Raw genomic sequence first — 16855 nt, forward strand, 5'->3', positions numbered from 1 at the left:
CCCGCCCGCGCCACCCGGCGCACCCCGTACCGGACCACTCCCCATATGCCCCGTGACACCCCGATCCGCCCCCGGGTTCGCAACCAGGCCCTCGGACAGGAAGAATCAGGGCCACGGGGCCGTACCCTCATGGCCCGTACGGGGAGGTGGCAGGCAAGTGGAACAGCTGACGCAGCACGACCCGAGACGTATCGGGCCCTTCGAGGTGCTGGGCCGGCTCGGCGCGGGCGGAATGGGCCTGGTCTATCTCGCGCGTTCGGCCTCGGGCCGGCGCGTGGCGATCAAGACCGTGCGCACGGAGCTCGCGGAGGACCAGCTGTTCCGCGTCCGGTTCACCCGTGAGGTGGAGGCCGCGCGGGCGGTCTCCGGCTTCTACACGGCCGCCGTCGTGGACGCCGACCCGCGGGCCGCCGTGCCCTGGCTGGCGACCGCCTACGTCCCCGCGCCCTCGCTCGAGGAAATAGTGAACGAGTGCGGACCGCTCCCGGCCCAGGCCGTGCGCTGGCTGGCCGCCGGTGTCGCCGAGGCCCTGCAGTCCATCCACGGCGCGGGCCTGGTCCACCGCGACCTCAAGCCCTCCAACGTGCTCGTCGTCGAGGACGGACCCCGGGTGATCGACTTCGGCATCGCGTCGGGCGTCTCCAACACGCGCCTGACCATGACCAACGTCGCCGTCGGCACCCCGGCCTACATGTCGCCCGAGCAGGCCCGCGACTCGCGCAGCGTCACCGGCGCCAGCGACGTCTTCTCGCTGGGCTCGATGCTGGTCTTCGCCGCCACCGGCCACGCGCCCTTCCACGGCGCCAACCCGGTCGAGACCGTCTTCATGCTGCTCCGCGAGGGCCCCGACCTGGAGGGCCTGCCCGAGGAGCTGCGGCCCCTCATCGAGTCCTGCATGCAGATGGACGTCACCCGCAGGCCCACCCCGGCCGACCTCCAGGCACAGCTGGCACCGCACCTCTTCGGCCCCGGCAGCGACGACAGCGGAACGGCCTCGGCCTGGCTGCCGCAGAGCGCCACCGAGATGATCGAGACCCGTCGTGGCGGCCGCCCGGCACCGGCGCCGACCGCGCCGCCCATGCCGCCGCGCCCGCCGCGGCGGCCCGCCGACCCGGTCGGCGACCCGCGCTTCCCCGACCCGGCACCCGCCGGCGGCCGTCACGGCGACCCCGCGCCCGTCGGCGGTGGCCGTCACGCGGGTCCCGCCGAGGGCGCGGGCGGGCCCGTACGCCTCAGCGGCGCGACCGTGCCGATCGGCCCCGGCCCCCGGGTCGCCGACACCCGCGCCGCGCTCGCCGTCGGCCGCGGCGCCGACGCGGGCCCGGCGACCGGCTGGATCCGGCCGCCCGGTGGCGGCCCGCACGGCGCGGACCACGGCTCGTACGCCGGGGAGCCCGGCCCGCCGCCCGGCTCCCGCCCGGTGGGCGTCCCCTCCCAGGGCCCCGACCAGGCCCCGCCGCCGGAGCCCGGCCCCTGGCGGCCGTGGCGCTTCCGGATGTCGAACGACGTCTGGGGCACCCCGGTCGTGGAGGGGGACCTCCTCTACGTGACCTCTTTCGAGGTACACGCCCTGGACACCGGGAGCGGCCGGCGCCAGTTCAAGACCCGGGACGTGGCCTGGTCCATGGCCGTCGCCGCGGGCCGTATCCACGCCTCCGACGGACCCACCCTCTACGCCCTCGACGCGACCGACGGCGGCGAGCGCTGGCGGCTGCGGACGGACGCCTGGGTGTACTCGCTCCAGGTCGACCGGGGCACCGTCGTCACCGGCACACGCGGTGGCGGGGTGCAGGGCTGGGAGGCCTCCAACGGCGCCAAGCTGTGGGAGGTCACCGGCGCCCAGACGGACTTCGAGACCCCGGAGGCGGGTCCCGCCGTGCACGGCGACACCGTGTACGTGTGGCGGGAGGCCCGGCTCCAGGCCCTCGACGCCCGGACGGGGGTGGAGCGCTGGTCGTACCCGATCGGCGACGCCGCCTCCTGCGCCAACGTGCCCGTCCGGGTCGCCCCGGCCGAGGACGGCTGTGTGTACGTCTCCGCCGGGAACAGGGTCCTGTCGATCGACATCGCCGCCGGGCACGTCCGCTGGCACTTCGAGGCACCGGCCGTCTTCCTCTCCCCGCCGGCGTTCGCCCCGGGGCCCGCCGTCACGGGCGGCGGGGTGTACCTCTCCGACCACCTCGGCACGGTGTACGCGATCGACGCGACCACCGGGCAGGACCGCTGGCGGATCGCCACCGAGCCGCGCCAGTCGGCCGAGCCGGTGCTCGTCGCCGACGGCAGCGTCCACGTCGGCAGCGGCAGCGCGCTCTACACGCTCGACGCGGTCACCGGCACGCCCAGATGGCGCTTCGCGGCCGGCGGCGAGCTGGTCGGCTCCCCGGTCGTCGCCGACGGCAGGGTGCACTTCGGCTCCGCCGACCACGTCCTCTACACCCTGGACGCGACCGGCGGGCAGCTGCGCTGGAAGCTCGCGACCGGCGGCGAGATCACCGGCTCGCCGGTGGCGAAGGGCGGGGTCGTGTACGCGTGCAGCAAGGACCGCTGCGTGTACGCGCTCGACGCGGTCAAGGGCACGGCGACGGGCAGGGGCTCCGCCGCGCGCCCGTAGGGAACGACGGACCCGCCGTGCGAAGGCCTGACCCTTCGGCGGCGGGTTCTCCCGTTCCGGGGTCCGGGGCCGGTACGCCGGCCTTGGCGTCGGTGACGCCGGTGAACAGTTCGTCGATCGCTCAGTCGCGCCCTGGACGGCCGTCGTACCAGGCACGGAAGGGGCTCCGGACGGCGGCCGCCGCTCCTGCGAGAGCCGCCACCGAGCCGACGATGTTGCGAATCATCGTTACGGCCTCCTGGGCGGTCGGCTCTCGCTCCCGACGCTACGCCGGGTGCGGGGGGCCCGCCACGTGGCACCGGACAGGCCCTAGGCTGGCGCGGACACGACAGACAGGACGGGGAGGGCCGATGGTGCGTACGCGCCTGAAGATGGCGGCGACGCTCACCGTGGTGGTGCTCGCGCTGACCGGGTTCCAGACCGGCCACGGCAGTAGCAGCAGCAGCGGTGGCGGCAGCGGGAAGAGCAAGAGCCGGAGCGGCGACTCCGACGGCGGCGGCTGCTCCAGCTCCAAGAAGAGCAACGACGACTACGAGGACCACGACGACAGCTCCGGCGGGTCGGGCGGCGGGTCGGGCGGCGGCGTGACGGAGACCGCCACGGCCGCGCCGAGCGTCACCTCGTCGACGGCGCCGGTCGAGGTGGTCGTCGTCGACTGCGTGGAGCCCGGACAGAGGAAGCGCAAGGGCAAGCCGGCCCGGTCCGCCGACACCACGGCGACCGTGGAGGTCACCCCGAGGGACTGGCGGGTCCGGGGGACCTACGAGATCGTCGTGGCGTTCGAGGACGCGAAGGGCGCGACGGTCGACGCGCGGGCCGTCGAGGTCACCATGGCGGACGGCGAGACGCAGACCGTCGACGTGCCCATGCGGAACCCGAAGGCGGTCGACCGGGTGAAGGACTGCGCGATCGGCACGGTGCGCGAGCGGTAGGGGCGCCGGACCGGTCCCGGTCCCGGTCCCGGTCCTGGAACCGGACCCCGCCCGCCCCTCGTCGCGTCCCTCATCGCACGCGGTGCCCCGTCGACCTCCCGTCGAACAGCTCCGCCTGGCGGTCCGGTGGCAGGTTGCCGAGGGCGACCAGGTGGGGGGCGTGGGCCAGGGCCTGGGCGCGGGCGGCCTCACGGACCGACCAGAGCGCCCGGACCGTGCCCTGCACGGCCTCCGTCGGATGGCCCGCGATGACGCCGGCCGCCGCGAGGGCCGCGGCCAGCGCCCCGCCGGGCGGGGTCAGCTCGGAGACGAGGCCGGTCTCGTGGGCCCGCCGGGCCGAGATCCGTTCCGCGCCGCCCATCAGCGCCATCCGGGCGACCTCCCCGAACGGCATCCGCTGCGCCATGTGGACGGTCTCGAAGGCGCTGACCATCCCGTAGGTGGTGTGCGGGTCGAAGAAGGTGGCGTCCTCGCCCGCGACGAGGAACTCCGCCTCGCCGAGCAGGTAGAACGCCCCGCCGCAGGCCATGCCCTCGACGGCGGCGACGACCGGCTTCCACAGGTCGTTCGCCTTGGGGCCGATCGTGAGGAGCGGGTCGTCGATCGTGTACGGGGAGGAGGGCTGCGGCACCTCGGCCGAGCGGTCGACGCCGGTGCAGAAGGCCCGGCCGCCGGCCCCGGTGACGACGATCGCGCGAATCTCGTCCTCGTACCGGAACCCCCGCCAGACGGCGCTCAGCCCGCGCGCCATCTCCAGGGTGATCGCGTTGTGCTTCGCCGCCCGGTCGAGGGTGACGACGGCGACCCCGGTCTCCCTGTCTCGCTCGACGGTGATGCCGGGGACGCTCATCCGCGTTCCAGGAGCCAGCGGGGGACGGCGAGGCCGTCGATCTCGGTGAAGGCCACCTTCACCGGGGCGCCGATGCGGAGCCGGCCCGGGTCGACCGAGTTCAGGAGGGCGTCGGGGGCGGCGACGACGTTGCCGACGAGGCGGATGCGTGGGGCGTCGGCGAGTTCGACGAGCACCGCGTTGTACGGGGCCTGGGCGGCGTACTCGGGCAGGAGGGGCGGGTGGGGCAGGACGTACGACCAGATCCGGCCGCGCCCGGACATCCGGCGCCACTCGCTCGCGAAGGACTGGCAGTGCGGGCAGCAGGGGCGGGGCGGGAAGCGCAGCTCGCCGCAGTCGGCGCAGCTCTGGACGCGCAGTTCGCCCCGGGCGGCGTACTCCCAGAAGGGGGCGCCGTCCTCGTCGGTGACGGGGGTCAGCATGGCGGGACCAACTCCTCAGGAACGCGGCAGGGTCAGGAACGCAGCAGGATCGCGGAGGTGGGGACGCCCTCGCCCGCCGTGACGAGGCAGGTGGCGGCGTCGGGGACTTGGGCGGTGGCGGTGCCGCGGAGCTGCTTCACGCCCTCGTTGATGAGGTTGAAGCCGTGGACGTACGCCTCCGAGAGCCCGCCGCCGCCGGTGTTGAGGGGCAGCCGGCCGCCGATCTCCAGGGCGCCGCCCTCGGTGAAGGCGGCGCCCTCGCCGCGTCCGCAGAAGCCGTACCCCTCCAGGGAGAGCGGGACGAGCGGGGTGAAGGCGTCGTAGATCTGGGCGACGTCGACGTCCTGGGGGCCGAAGTCGGCCTGTTTCCAGAGGTGTCGTGCGGCGGTCCAGGCGGGCCCGGAGAGCGGGTCGTCGTTCCAGTAGTTGACCATCCCGTGGTGCTGGGAGGGCAGGCCCTGGGCGGCGGCGTGGACGTACACCGGCTTCCGCCGGCAGTCGCGGGCCCGTTCGGCGGAGACGATGACGCAGGCGAGGGCGCCGTCGGTCTCCAGGCAGTTGTCGAAGAGGCAGAGGGGTTCGCTGATCCAGCGGGAGGTCATGTACATCTCGCGGGTGAGCGGGCGTTCGTACATGATCGCCGCGGGGTTCTGGTTGGCGCGGTTGCGGCAGGCCAGGGCCACGTTGAAGAGGTGGTCGCGGGTGGCGCCGTACTCGTGCATGTAGCGGCGGGCGAGCATGCCGATCTCGTCGGCGGGGCGGAGCAGCCCGAACGGGCGGGTCCACTGGCCGGGGGTGGGCAGCTGGACGGCGGTGTTCCGCCAGGGGCGGGGGCCGCTGCCCCGTTTGCGGGACCGCCAGGCGACGCCGACGCTCGCCTGTCCGGTGGCGACGGCGGCGGCGAGGTGGCCGATGGTGGCGCAGGAGCCGCCGCCGCCGTAGCCGACCTTGGAGAAGAAGGTGACGTCACCGGCGCCGATCGCCTTGGCGACCTCGACCTCGTCGGTCTCCTCCATCGTGTAGGAGGCGAAGCCGTCGACCTCGGAGGGGGCGATCCCGGCGTCGTCGAGGGCGGCGAGGATCGCCCGGCAGGCGAGCGTCCTCTCCGTCTCGGGAAGCTGTTTGGCGAAGGCGGTCTGTCCTATCCCGACGATCGCAGTGGCGTCCTTGAGCAAGACAACCTCCCCGTGTGGCAGCGCTACTGACAGCGCGTCAGGTTACAACTAATCTGACGGATAGTCAGCTCGCGGGTTCGGTGGAACGGGAGTGGTCGAGGTGGAGATGCGCGGCGACCTGGAGTGGGGAACGATCCCCGGTCTCGTACGGGCGGCGGCGAGGCGGTACGGGGCGCGCGAGGCCGTCGTCGACGGCCGCACCCGTGTCAGCTACGCCGAACTCGGCGAACGCGTCGAACGGGCGGCGGCCGCCTGCCTCGCCACCGGCATACGGGCGGGGGACCGGGTCGCGATCTGGGCCCCCAACACCCTCGACTGGATCGTCTCCGCCCTCGGCGCCGTCACCGCCGGAGCCGTCCTCGTCCCCCTGAACACTCGCTTCAAGGGCACCGAGGCCGCCCACGTCCTCCAGCGCTCCCGGGCCCGGCTGCTCTTCGTCACCGGCACCTTCCTCGGCACCTCGTACGTGGCCTCCCTGCGCCGCTCCGGAGTCGCGCTCCCGCACCTGGAGAAGGTCGTGGTCCTCGGCGACACCGCGCCCGACGAGGCGGAGTGGACCACCTGGAAGGCCTTCCTCGCCGAGGGCGACGCCGTCCCGGCCGACCGGGTCCACACGCGGGCCGCCGCCATCGACCCCACGGCGCCCTCCGACATCATCTACACCTCCGGCACCACCGGCCGCCCCAAGGGCGCCGTCATCAGCCACGCCCAGAGCCTGCGCTGCTACGCGATCTGGTCCGAGCTCGCCGGCCTCCGCGCGGGCGACCGCTACCTCGTGGTCAACCCCTTCTTCCACACCTTCGGCTACAAGGCCGGGATCCTCGCCTGCCTGATGCGGGGGGCGGTGATCGTCCCGCAGTCCGTCTTCACCGTCGACACCGTCCTCGCCAACATCACCGCCGAACGCATCACCGTCCTGCCCGGCCCGCCCACCCTCCACCAGTCCCTCCTCGACCACCCCGCCCGCCCGGCCCACGACCTCTCCTCCCTCCGCCTCGTCGTGACCGGGGCGGCCGTGGTCCCACTGCGGCTCGTCGAACGCCTCCGCGCCGACCTGGGCGTCGGCACGGTCCTCACCGCGTACGGCCTCTCCGAGGCGAGCGGCATCGTCACCATGTGCCGCCGCGACGACCCGGACACGACCGTCGCCACCACCTCGGGCCGCGCGATCCCCGGCACCGAGGTGCGCCTCTCCGAGACCGGCGAGGTCCTGGTCCGGGGCCACCACGTGATGAGCGGCTACTTCGAGGACGAGGAGGCGACGGCGGCGGCGATCGACGGGGACGGCTGGCTCCGCACCGGCGACATCGGCGTCCTCGACGAGGCCGGCAACCTCCGGATCACCGACCGGCTCAAGGACATGTTCATCGTGGGCGGCTTCAACGCCTACCCGGCCGAGATCGAGCAACTCCTCGGCCTCCACCCCGACATCGCGGACGTCGCCGTGATCGGGATCCCCGACGCGCGCCTCGGTGAGGTCGGCAAGGCCTTCGCGGTACGGAGGCGGGGGGCGAGGGTCACCGCGGACGACCTGATCGCCTGGTCGCGGCGGGAGATGGCGAACTACAAGGTGCCGAGGCAGGTCGAGTTCGTGACGGAACTCCCGAGGAACGCGAGCGGCAAGGTGGTGAAGGGAGAGCTCCGGGCGCGCGTGGACGCCACCGACGAGACCCCGGCCCCGGACCCGACCCGGACCTCACCCCCGGCCCCGGACCCCGAGCCCACGCCCGCCGACGCGTGAGGACGTGTGAGGACGCGGAGTACGCCTGAGGACGCGTGAGGAAGACGATTCCCGTCTCCTCCTTCCCCGCACGACACACACCGGAGGGGCCGGGCAGCTGCCCGGCCCCTCTTCGTGGTGGTCCGATCGCGTCGCGCACGGGCCCTGCCCGGACGGATCCCCCCTGGTTCCGTCGGGCGTCCCCCGAGCCCGTGTGCTCCCCCGTCGACCGGACCCTCCCGGTGGTCCGCGGCGGCTCCCCCGAAGTCGCCGCCGCGGTCCATCCCCGTCAGGAGTGGCTAGTCGACCGGCTTGACCGGGTGGTTCGCGAGGTCCGCGTCCGTCACCTTGGCGGTGATCGCGTCGATCGCCGGCTCCGAGGTGGCGTGCATGTCCTTGGTGGTGACCGACGCCTCCCCGGTGCCCTTGATCTTCGCCGTGATCGAGTCCAGGGCCGGCTCCGAGGTGGCGTGCATGTCCTTGGTGGTGATGATCGGGTCCTGCTTGATCGGGTCGGTCATGCTCGTCAACTCCTGCGTGTGATGTCCGAGATGTGGGGAGACTCGTCCAGCCGTTCCCCCGTGGACAGCTGGACGAATCTCCGGGGCCGATCACCCTAGTACTCAGGGACCTCGACCTCACCGGCAACCCGCCTGCCCCCCGACGCGACGGATCGTCGTGAGGAAGAGCATGCCGGGCGGCGATAAACGAACGATGAACGCACTGGCCACGACGGTTTCGACGGGCTACGCGGCCGTCGCCGGGGCGAGCAGGGCGCGCACCTCCGTGGCCTCCGGCGCCCCGAGTTCCTCGAAGATGTCGAGGGCCTCCCGCCAGCAGACCAGCGCCCGTCCGCTCTGGCCGATGCCGAAGAGGGCCCGGCCGAGCACGGTGAGGACGTTGCCGCGGCGCCACTCGCCGCCGATGCCGCGCAGCACCGTGAGCGCCATCTCCGCGTTCGAGGCCGCCTGGGCGCTCCGGTGCGCGGCCAGGTCCACCTCGGCGAGCCGGAAGAGGGTCATCCCCTCCCACAGCCGCTGCCTGCTGTCGGCGAAGACGGCCAGCGCCTCGCGGAGCCGTTCGCCGGCCGCGGCGAGCTGGTTGTCCTGGGTGAGGGCCAGCGCGAGCGCGTACCGCCCGTTGGCGCCCCGGAGGGCGTGGCCCATCGCGTCGTAGATCTCGGTGCCCTGCCGGGCGAGGGCGATCGCGCTCGACGTGCGTCCGGTGGCCAGCCGGATGCGGGAGAGGTTGCACAGCGCGCTGGCCTCGCCGGGTTCGTCGCCGATGCCGCGGAAGCGTTCGATGGCCTCGGTGAGGTACTGCTCGCCCTCGGCGAAGCGGTTCTGGTAGAGCGCGATGATGCCCCGGGCGTTCGCGGACCAGCAGGCCGGAACCGGGTCCCCGGCCCGCTCCGCGTGCGGCAGCGTGAGCTCGGCGTCCCGGTCGGCCTCCTTGAAGCGGCCGGCCGTGTGGTGCACTCCGGCGAGCACCATGAACGCGCGGCCCGCTGCCCTGTCGTCCGCGAGCGCGAGGGCGGCGTCGCGCACGACGGCTCCCGTCGCCTCGAACTCCCGGGCGTTCGCCCCCGACTCCCCGAGGTCCAGCGACGCCCACAGCAGGTCCACGCCCCGGCGCAGGGCCGAGGGGGCGGTGGCGGACTGGCGGACGGTGGCCAGCAGGCAGTTGGCCTCGGCGTAGAGCCAGTCCTGGGCCTCGTGGCGGCCGGTGAAGACCAGGCCCTGGTATCCGGTGGGTTCCAGGTGGTCGACGAGACGGTCGCCGGGGCGCTCGATCGCGTACACCCGGGCCGCCGTCGACAGGTAGAAGTCGAGGAGCCGGGAGAGCGCCGCCTCCTTCTCCGACGGCGGCTGCTCGTCGCGGTCGGCGCAGGCACGCGCGTAGAGGCGGACCAGGTCGTGGTAGCGGTAGCGGCCGGGCGCCGCCGACTCCAGGAGCGAGGTGTCGACGAGGGCCTCCAGGAGGTCCTCGGTGTCCCAGAGCGGAAGGTCCAGGACGGCGGCGGCCGCCGCGAGGGAGATGTCCGGGCCGTCGGCGAGGCCGAGCAGGCGGAAGGCGCGGGCCTGGGCCGGCTCCAGCTGGCCGTAGCCCAGCTCGAACGTGGCCTTCACCGCGAGGTCCCCGGCCTGGAGTTCGTCCAGGCGCCGCCGCTCGTCCGCCAGCTTGGCCGCCAGGACGGAGACCGTCCAGGTGCGGCGGGCCGCCAGGCGGGACGCGGCGATGCGGATCGCGAGGGGGAGGAAGCCGCAGGCGGCGACCACGTCGAGGGCGGCCTCCCGTTCTGCCTGGACCCGCTCCGTGCCCACGATCCTCGTGAAGAGCTGGAGCGCCTCCTCGGGGGACATCACGTCGAGGTCCACCAGGTGCGCGCCCGCCAGGTCCACCATGCGGATACGGCTGGTGACGAGGGCCGCGCAGCCCGCCGTGCCGGGCAGCAGCGGGCGGATCTGGGCGGCGTCGCGGGCGTTGTCCAGGAGGATGAGGACCCGGCGTCCGTCGAGCGTCGAGCGGTAGAGCGCCGCCCGGTCGTCGAGCGAGTCCGGGATGGCGGAGTCCGGGGTGCCGAGCGCGCGGAGGAACGAGCCGAGGACGGTCTCCGGCGCGGCGGCGCCGGAGCCGACGCCCTGGAGGTCCACGTACAGCTGGCCGTCCGGGAAGTGCGGCCGGGCCTCGTGGGCGACGTGCACGGCCAGCGTCGTCTTGCCGACGCCCCCGATGCCCGCGAGCGCCGAGACCGCCATGATGTGGCCGTCGGCGGTGGCGAGCCGGGAGCTCAGCTCCCTCACGAAGGCGGCGCGGCCGGTGAAGTCCGGCACGGTCGCCGGGAGTTGGGCGGGCCGGGCGAGGGGCGCGGCGGTCGGGGCGGCCTCCTCGACCGGGCGGGCGAGTTCGGCGTCTGCCCGCAGGATGCGCTGCTGGAGCCGGGAGAGCTCGGGGGTGGGGTCGACGCCGAGTTCGTCGGCGAGGAGCCGGCGCGTGTCGGCGTACACGGCGAGCGCCTCGGCCTGCCGGCCGCTGCGGTAGAGCGCCAGCATGAGCAGTTCGCGGAGCCGCTCGCGCAACGGGTGCGCGGCGGTGAGCGCGGTCAGCTCGGACACGGCCTCCGCGTGCGCGCCGATCTCCAGGTCGATGTCGAGCCGGGTCTCCAGGAGGGTGAGCCGCCACTCCTCCAGGCGGGCCCGCTGTGTCTCGGCGTACGGCCCGGGCAGGGAGGCCAGTACCTCGCCGTCCCACAGGTCGAGCGCCTCGGCCAGCCGGTCCCGGGCGGCTGCGCGGTCGCCGGCGGCACGCAGCTTCTCGCCCTCGGCGGCGCGTTCCCGGGCGGCGGTGAGGTCGAGGGCGGCGGTGGAGGTGCGCAGGGCGTAGCCGCCGGACTCGCTGACGAGGACCTGTGGGCCGAGGGCCTTGCGGAGCCGGGACGCGTACGTCCGTACGGCCGCGAGGGCCTGCGAGGGCGGGTCCTCGCCCCACAGCGCGTCGATCAGCTCGGCGGCGGTGGCGGTGCGCCCGCCGCGCAGGAGCAGGGCGGCGAGGAGCGCGCGCTGCTGCGGCGAACCGGTGGGAACCGGCTCACCGTCGCGCCAGGCGCGGACGGGTCCGAGCACGGCGAAGCGGAGGAGGCCGGGGGCGGGGTGGTCGGTGGGGGTGTCCGGGGCGGCGCCCGCACGCGTCGCGCCGGGGGCGGTGGCGCCGCCGGTGCCGGCGGTGCGGCCCGGGTGCGTGCCATGGCCGGATTCCGCCTCGGGGTGCGCGGCCGGGGCCGCGTCCTTGCCCTGGCGGGTTCCGGCTCCGGCCCCGGTTCCGGCTCCGGCCCCGGTTCCGGCCCCGGACGCCGGTTCCGTGCCCGTGCCCGCTCCCGTGTCGCGGCGGGTGGCCGCAGCCGCAGCCGTGCCCGTGCCCGCTCCCGTGTCGTGGTGCGCAGCCGCGTCCGTGCCGCTCTTGTCCGTCGCCGCAGGGGCGTCCGTGTCCACCGGGGCGCCTCCATCCGTCGTCGGAGCCCGTTGCGCCGGAACTCGCGGCCCGTTCTCACGGTCCATCGCTCCCCCTGCCCGTACCGCTGCCGCTGGTTTCGCCCTTGACAGTCTGCCTTGTCCGGAGGGGGTCCGTCAGCATCGGGTCGGCCGTAGTGCGGGCTGTGACAAGGCCGTAGTGACACCGTCACCCCGCCGATCTGACGCACGATAGCTGACGGGTCGTCAGATCGGCGCTACCGTGAAAGCCATGGAGACCTTCCCGAAGATCATCTCGGTGGACGACCACACCGTGGAGCCCCCGCACGTCTGGCGGGACCGGCTCCCGTCCCGATACCACGGCACCGGTCCCCGGATCGTCCGTGCCCCGCTCAGGGAAATGACCTTCCTCGGCGGGAAGTTCGCCCCGGTCATGGGGGCCAAGGGCGACGAGGGGCCGATCGGCGACTGGTGGGTCTACGAGGACCTGCGCCGGCCCCTCACCCGGCTCGACACCGCCGTCGGCTACGACCGTGACGAGATACGGCTCGAAGTCATCACCTACGAGCAGATGCGGCCGGGCTCCCACTCGGTGCCCGAGCGGCTCGCCGACATGGACGTCAACCACGTCCAGTCCGCCCTCTGCTTCCCCACCTTCCCCCGCTTCTGCGGGCAGACCTTCACCGAGGCGGGCGACCGCGAGCTCGGACTGCTCTGCGTCCGCGCGTACAACGACTGGATGGTGGAGGAGTGGTGCGGGCCCGAGGCCCGGGGGCGGCTCATCCCGCTCACCCTCATCCCGCTGTGGGACCCCGAACTCGCCGCCGCCGAGGTGCGCCGCAACGCCGCGCGCGGGGTCCGGGCCGTCGCGTTCTCCGAGATCCCGCCGCACCTCGGCCTCCCCTCGGTCCACACGGACCACTGGGACCCCTTCTTCCGCGCCTGCGACGAGACCGGCACGGTCATCGCCATGCACATCGGCTCCTCCAGCCGGATGCCGTCCACCTCCGCCGACGCCCCGCCGGCGGTCGGCTCCACCATCACCTTCGCCAACTGCTGCTTCTCGATGGTCGACTGGCTGATGAGCGGCGCGTTCGAGCGCTTCCCGAACCTGAGGATCATGTACGCGGAGGGGCAGATCGGCTGGATCCCGTACATCCTGGAGCGCGCCGACGTCGTCTGGGAGGAGAACCGGGGCTGGGGAGGGGTCGCCGACAAGGTGCTGCGCCCGCCGTCCGAGCTGTTCGCCGAGCACGTCTTCGGCTGCTTCTTCGACGACGCCTTCGGGTTGCGGAACCTCGACGCGATCGGGGCCGGGAACGTCCTCTACGAGACGGACTACCCGCACTCGGACTCCACCTGGCCCAAGTCGCGGGAGGTGGGCGAGGCGCAGATGGGGCACCTGGCCCCGGATGTCGTCGAGCGGATCGTCCGCGGCAACGCGATCGACCTCCTCGGCCTGACCCCGGACGGCCTCTGGCGACCGTGACCCCGTGCTCCTCGGCCTGACCCCGGACGGCCTCGCGGCCGTGACCCGTGCCCGTGAGGCCGCTCGCCCGCCGGGGAGCGGCCCCGCCCGAGCCGTCGCCCCCTACCGCACGTCGCGGACGCTGTGCTCGCTCAGGTCGGCGGCGTGACGTGCGACGGTGCGGTAGTCGGCGTCGTCATGGAGAACGGTCAGCCCGTGATGGGCGGCGGTGGCCGCGATGATCAGGTCGACGGCCGAGGCGCTCCGGTGTTCCCCCGCCCGCGCCATCCGGTGCTGGACGGAGCTGATCCAGCGACCCGCGTTCTTGGGCACCGCCACGTCGGGGTAGAGGTCGGTGAACATCCCCGCGATCTCGTCGTACTCGCGACCGGTCCGCGCGCTGTAGAGGAATTCGGCGCGCTCCGGGTAGCAGGACGCGATCGCCTCGGCGTCGACGGCGTCGTACCAGGCCGACTGGAGTCACCGACCGTCCTTCTCGGTTCGGTGACGCTGCTCGGCATTTCCTCTGCGAGCCCTCGTGCGGCCCCCGATGGTGGTTCGGGCGGCTCCGGGCGGCCCTCGGGTCGCCCTCGCCCATCTTCCGTCGCCCACTCACCCTCCGGCCGCCCCCCCCCGGGTCGCCCCGGCTGGCGGTGCCGAGGTGACGGCTTTCCCCCCGCCCCTTGCCTGACGGAGCGTCAGCGATGACGATGGGCCCCTTCGTCGTCTGACGCACCGTCAGTCAAAGGGGGTTCCTCGTGGTGGTCTACGGAATGCAGTTGCCGGTCCAGTCGCAGAGCGCCCTCTACGCCGAGCCCTGGGAGGCGGCGGCCGGCCCGGGCGACCTGCTCGCCGTCGCCCGCGCCGCCGAGGCCCACGGCTTCGACTACCTCGCGAGCTGCGACCACGTCGCCATCCCCCGCCGGCTCGCCGAGGCCATGAGCACCGTCTGGTACGACCCGGTCGCCACGCTCTCCTTCCTCGCCGCCGCCACCGAGCGGGTCCGGCTCCTCTCGCACGTCGCCGTCGTCGGGCTGCGCCATCCGCTCGTCACCGCCAAGGCGTACGCGACGCTCGACCACCTGTCCGGCGGCCGGCTGGTCCTCGGGGTCGGCGCCGGGCACGTCCAGGAGGAGTTCGAGGCGCTCGGCGTGGACTTCGCGCGCCGGGGGGCGGTGCTCGACGAGACCGTCGACGCGCTGCGGGCGGCGCTCGGACCCGAGGAGTACCCGGAGCACACGGGGGAGCGGTTCGCCTTCAAGGAGCTGGGCCAGCTGCCCCGGCCCGCGCAGGAGCGGGTTCCCCTCTGGGTGGGCGGCTCCTCCCCGGCCGCCGTGCGCCGGGCCGCGCTCAAGGGCGACGGCTGGCTTCCCCAGGGCGACCCGCGGGACAGGCTCGCCGAGCAGATCCGGCGGCTGCTGCGGCTGCGCGCCGAGGCCGGGATCGCGGAGCCGCTGACGGTCGGCGCGATCGCCGAACCCCTGTACGTGGGGACGCCCGGCTGGCAGGTCGGCCGGCGGACCCTGAGCGGCCGCCCGGAGGAGATCGCCGCCTCCCTGCGCGCGTACGGGGAGATGGGCGTGGACCAGATCCAGGTCCGGTTCCGCTCCCGGAGCCGTACCGAACTCATCGACCAGATGGCGGCCTTCGGCACGGAGGTCGCCCCCCACCTCTAGGGAGTACGGGCATGGGCAAGCTGGACGGACGGATCGTCCTCGTCACGGGCGCGGCGCGCGGGCAGGGCGAGCAGGAGGCCCGGCTGTTCGCCGGGGAGGGGGCCAGGGTCGTCCTCGCGGACGTCCTCGACGACGCCGGGGAGGCGCTGGCCAAGGAGCTGGGGGAGGAGCGGGCCGCGTACGTCCGCCTGGACGTGACCCGGGAGGAGGACTGGAAGGCCGCCGTCGCCTTCGCCAAGGGGCGGTTCGGGAAGATCGACGGGCTCGTCAACAACGCGGGCATCCTCCGCTTCAACGAGCTGCTCTCCACGCCCCTGGAGGAGTTCCAGGCGATCGTCTCGGTCAACCAGACCGGCTGCTTCCTGGGCATCCGGACGGTCGCGCCGGAGATCGCGGCGGCCGGCGGCGGGACGATCGTGAACACCGCCTCGTACACGGGGCTCACCGGAATGGCGGGCGTCGGCGCGTACGCGGCGAGCAAGCACGCCGTGCTGGGGCTCACCCGGGTCGCGGCCCTGGAGCTGGCGGCCAGGGGGATCCGGGTCAACGCGGTCTGCCCGGGAGCCATCGACACTCCCATGAGCAACCCTGAGGGCGTGGACACGGAGGCGACGGCCGGGCTGTACCGCAGGCTCGTGCCGCTCGGGCGGATCGGGCGCCCGGACGAGGTGGCGGCCCTCGCCCTCTTCCTGACGGGCGAGGACTCGGCGTACATCACGGGTCAGCCCTTCGTCATCGACGGCGGCTGGCTGGCCGGTGTCAGCCTCTTCTGAGCCGAGCTGACGACCCATCAGGTATTGACGGGTTCACCCCGCGATGCCACAGTCGGGCACATCGCAAATCTGACGGCTCGTCAGAAACTCCGTCGGAAACTCACGAGGACGGTGAACCCCCTTGGAATTCGGGATCTTCGTACAGGGATACGTCGGCAAGCGCGCCGAGACCGATCCCGACGCCGAGCACAAGGCGCTCATGGAGGAGACCGAGTACGTCATCCAGGCGGACAGGTCCGGCTTCAAGTACGCCTGGGCCTCGGAGCACCACTTCCTGGAGGAGTACTCGCACCTCTCCGCCAACGACGTCTACCTGGGCTACCTCGCCCACGCCACCGACCGGATCCACCTCGGCTCCGGCATCTTCAACCCCCTCGCCCCCGTCAACCACCCCGTGAAGGTCGCCGAGAAGGTCGCCATGCTCGACCACCTCTCGGGCGGGCGGTTCGAGTTCGGCTCCGGCCGGGGCGCGGGCTCCCACGAGATCCTCGGGTTCATGCCGGGCATCACCGACATGAACCACACCAAGGAGCTGTGGGAGGAGACGATCGCCGAGTTCCCCAAGATGTGGCTCCAGGACGAGTACGTCGGCTTCCAGGGCAAGCACTGGTCGCTGCCGCCCCGCAAGGTCCTCCCCAAGCCGTACGGGAAGTCCCACCCCGCCATGTGGTACGCGGCCGGGTCCCCCTCCTCGTACGCCATGGCAGGCCGCAAGGGCCTCGGCGTCCTCGGCTTCAGCGTGCAGAAGGTCTCCGACATGGAGTGGGTCGTCGAGTCCTACAAGACCGCGATCAAGGAGGCCAGGGCGATCGGCGACTTCGTCAACGACAACGTCATGGTCACCTCCACCGCCATCTGCGCCGAGACCCACGACAAGGCGGTCGAGATCGCCGTCGGCGGCGGCCTCAACTACCTCCAGTCGCTGCTCTTCCGCTACCACGACACCTTCCCCCGCCCCGAGGGCGTCCCCGAGTGGCCGGAGCTGCTCCCCGAGTACTCGGCCGAGATCATCGAACTCCTCATCCAGGAGGAGCTGATGATCTGCGGCGACCCGTCGGAGGTGCTCGCCCAGTGCAGGCGGTGGGAGCGGGCGGGAGCGGACCAGCTGTCCTTCGGACTGCCGATCGGGATCTCGTACGAGGACACGATGAACTCGATCAAGCTGATCGGCGAGCACGTGATCCCGCGGATCGACACCGACCCGGTCCACCGCACCACCCGCTTCCGCCAGTCGTCCGGCTCCTGACGGGACCGCCGCGC

Annotated in this window: 12 protein-coding genes and 1 pseudogene; 7 read left to right on the forward strand and 6 right to left on the reverse strand. The window is 73.4% G+C overall.

What is annotated here, in order from left to right:
- The first annotated feature begins 157 nt into the window (after positions 1 to 157).
- The gene (locus ACRRSS_RS02255; protein WP_435969535.1) at positions 158 to 2611 is read left to right on the forward strand and encodes an outer membrane protein assembly factor BamB family protein; all 2454 of its coding nucleotides are present in this window, start codon (positions 158 to 160) and stop codon (positions 2609 to 2611) included.
- A 350-nt stretch (positions 2612 to 2961) separates the two neighbouring features.
- Positions 2962 to 3543, forward strand: coding sequence for a hypothetical protein (locus tag ACRRSS_RS02260; RefSeq protein WP_435969536.1), 582 nt, complete (start codon positions 2962 to 2964; stop codon positions 3541 to 3543).
- 70 nt (positions 3544 to 3613) lie between these two features.
- Here ACRRSS_RS02260 and ACRRSS_RS02265 read toward each other — a convergent pair whose 3' ends face one another.
- From ACRRSS_RS02265 to ACRRSS_RS02275, 3 genes are read right to left on the reverse strand one after another with little or no spacing between them, the layout of a single operon-like run.
- On the reverse strand, positions 3614 to 4393 hold the full coding sequence (locus tag ACRRSS_RS02265) for an enoyl-CoA hydratase/isomerase family protein (protein ID WP_435969537.1): 780 nt from the start codon (positions 4391 to 4393) through the stop codon (positions 3614 to 3616).
- Positions 4390 to 4815: a Zn-ribbon domain-containing OB-fold protein gene (locus ACRRSS_RS02270; RefSeq protein ID WP_435969538.1), complete on the reverse strand. Its 426-nt coding sequence runs from the start codon at positions 4813 to 4815 to the stop codon at positions 4390 to 4392. Before ACRRSS_RS02270 ends, ACRRSS_RS02265 begins: the two co-directional genes overlap by 4 nt.
- A 32-nt stretch (positions 4816 to 4847) precedes the next feature.
- Positions 4848 to 5990 carry a lipid-transfer protein gene (locus ACRRSS_RS02275; protein WP_435969539.1) on the reverse strand — a complete coding sequence of 381 codons (1143 nt, stop codon included), beginning with the start codon at positions 5988 to 5990 and terminating at the stop codon, positions 4848 to 4850.
- Positions 5991 to 6096: 106 nt separating this feature from the next.
- On the opposite strand from ACRRSS_RS02275, the gene ACRRSS_RS02280 reads away from it, so the two are divergent.
- Positions 6097 to 7731, forward strand: coding sequence for a FadD3 family acyl-CoA ligase (locus ACRRSS_RS02280; RefSeq protein ID WP_435975226.1), 1635 nt, complete (start codon positions 6097 to 6099; stop codon positions 7729 to 7731).
- A 278-nt stretch (positions 7732 to 8009) separates the two neighbouring features.
- On the opposite strand, the gene ACRRSS_RS02285 is transcribed toward ACRRSS_RS02280, so the two are convergent.
- Positions 8010 to 8231 (reverse strand): hypothetical protein, encoded by a 222-nt coding sequence (locus tag ACRRSS_RS02285; RefSeq protein WP_435969540.1) that lies wholly within the window; start codon positions 8229 to 8231, stop codon positions 8010 to 8012.
- A gap of 225 nt (positions 8232 to 8456) precedes the next feature.
- Entirely contained in the window at positions 8457 to 11333 is a 2877-nt protein-coding gene (locus ACRRSS_RS02290) for a BTAD domain-containing putative transcriptional regulator (protein WP_435975227.1), read from the reverse strand.
- 616 nt (positions 11334 to 11949) lie between these two features.
- Here ACRRSS_RS02290 and ACRRSS_RS02295 point away from each other — a divergent pair.
- Entirely contained in the window at positions 11950 to 13167 is a 1218-nt protein-coding gene (locus ACRRSS_RS02295) for an amidohydrolase family protein (RefSeq protein WP_435969541.1), read from the forward strand.
- A 102-nt stretch (positions 13168 to 13269) separates the two neighbouring features.
- Here ACRRSS_RS02295 and ACRRSS_RS02300 read toward each other — a convergent pair.
- Positions 13270 to 13626, reverse strand: a pseudogene (locus ACRRSS_RS02300) (PIN domain-containing protein); the annotation flags it as partial.
- Between the two features lie 278 nt (positions 13627 to 13904).
- On the opposite strand from ACRRSS_RS02300, the gene ACRRSS_RS02305 reads away from it, so the two are divergent.
- From ACRRSS_RS02305 to ACRRSS_RS02315, 3 genes are all read left to right on the forward strand, one after another.
- Positions 13905 to 14822, forward strand: coding sequence for an LLM class F420-dependent oxidoreductase (locus tag ACRRSS_RS02305; RefSeq protein WP_435969542.1), 918 nt, complete (start codon positions 13905 to 13907; stop codon positions 14820 to 14822).
- 11 nt (positions 14823 to 14833) lie between these two features.
- Entirely contained in the window at positions 14834 to 15595 is a 762-nt protein-coding gene (locus ACRRSS_RS02310; protein WP_435969543.1) for an SDR family NAD(P)-dependent oxidoreductase, read from the forward strand.
- Positions 15596 to 15716: 121 nt separating this feature from the next.
- Positions 15717 to 16841 carry an LLM class flavin-dependent oxidoreductase gene (locus ACRRSS_RS02315; RefSeq protein WP_435969544.1) on the forward strand — a complete coding sequence of 375 codons (1125 nt, stop codon included), beginning with the start codon at positions 15717 to 15719 and terminating at the stop codon, positions 16839 to 16841.
- Positions 16842 to 16855 lie beyond the last annotated feature (14 nt).

This window comes from Streptomyces sp. Qhu_M48 (assembly GCF_051305195.1).
Taxonomy (GTDB): Bacteria; Actinomycetota; Actinomycetes; order Streptomycetales; family Streptomycetaceae; genus Streptomyces.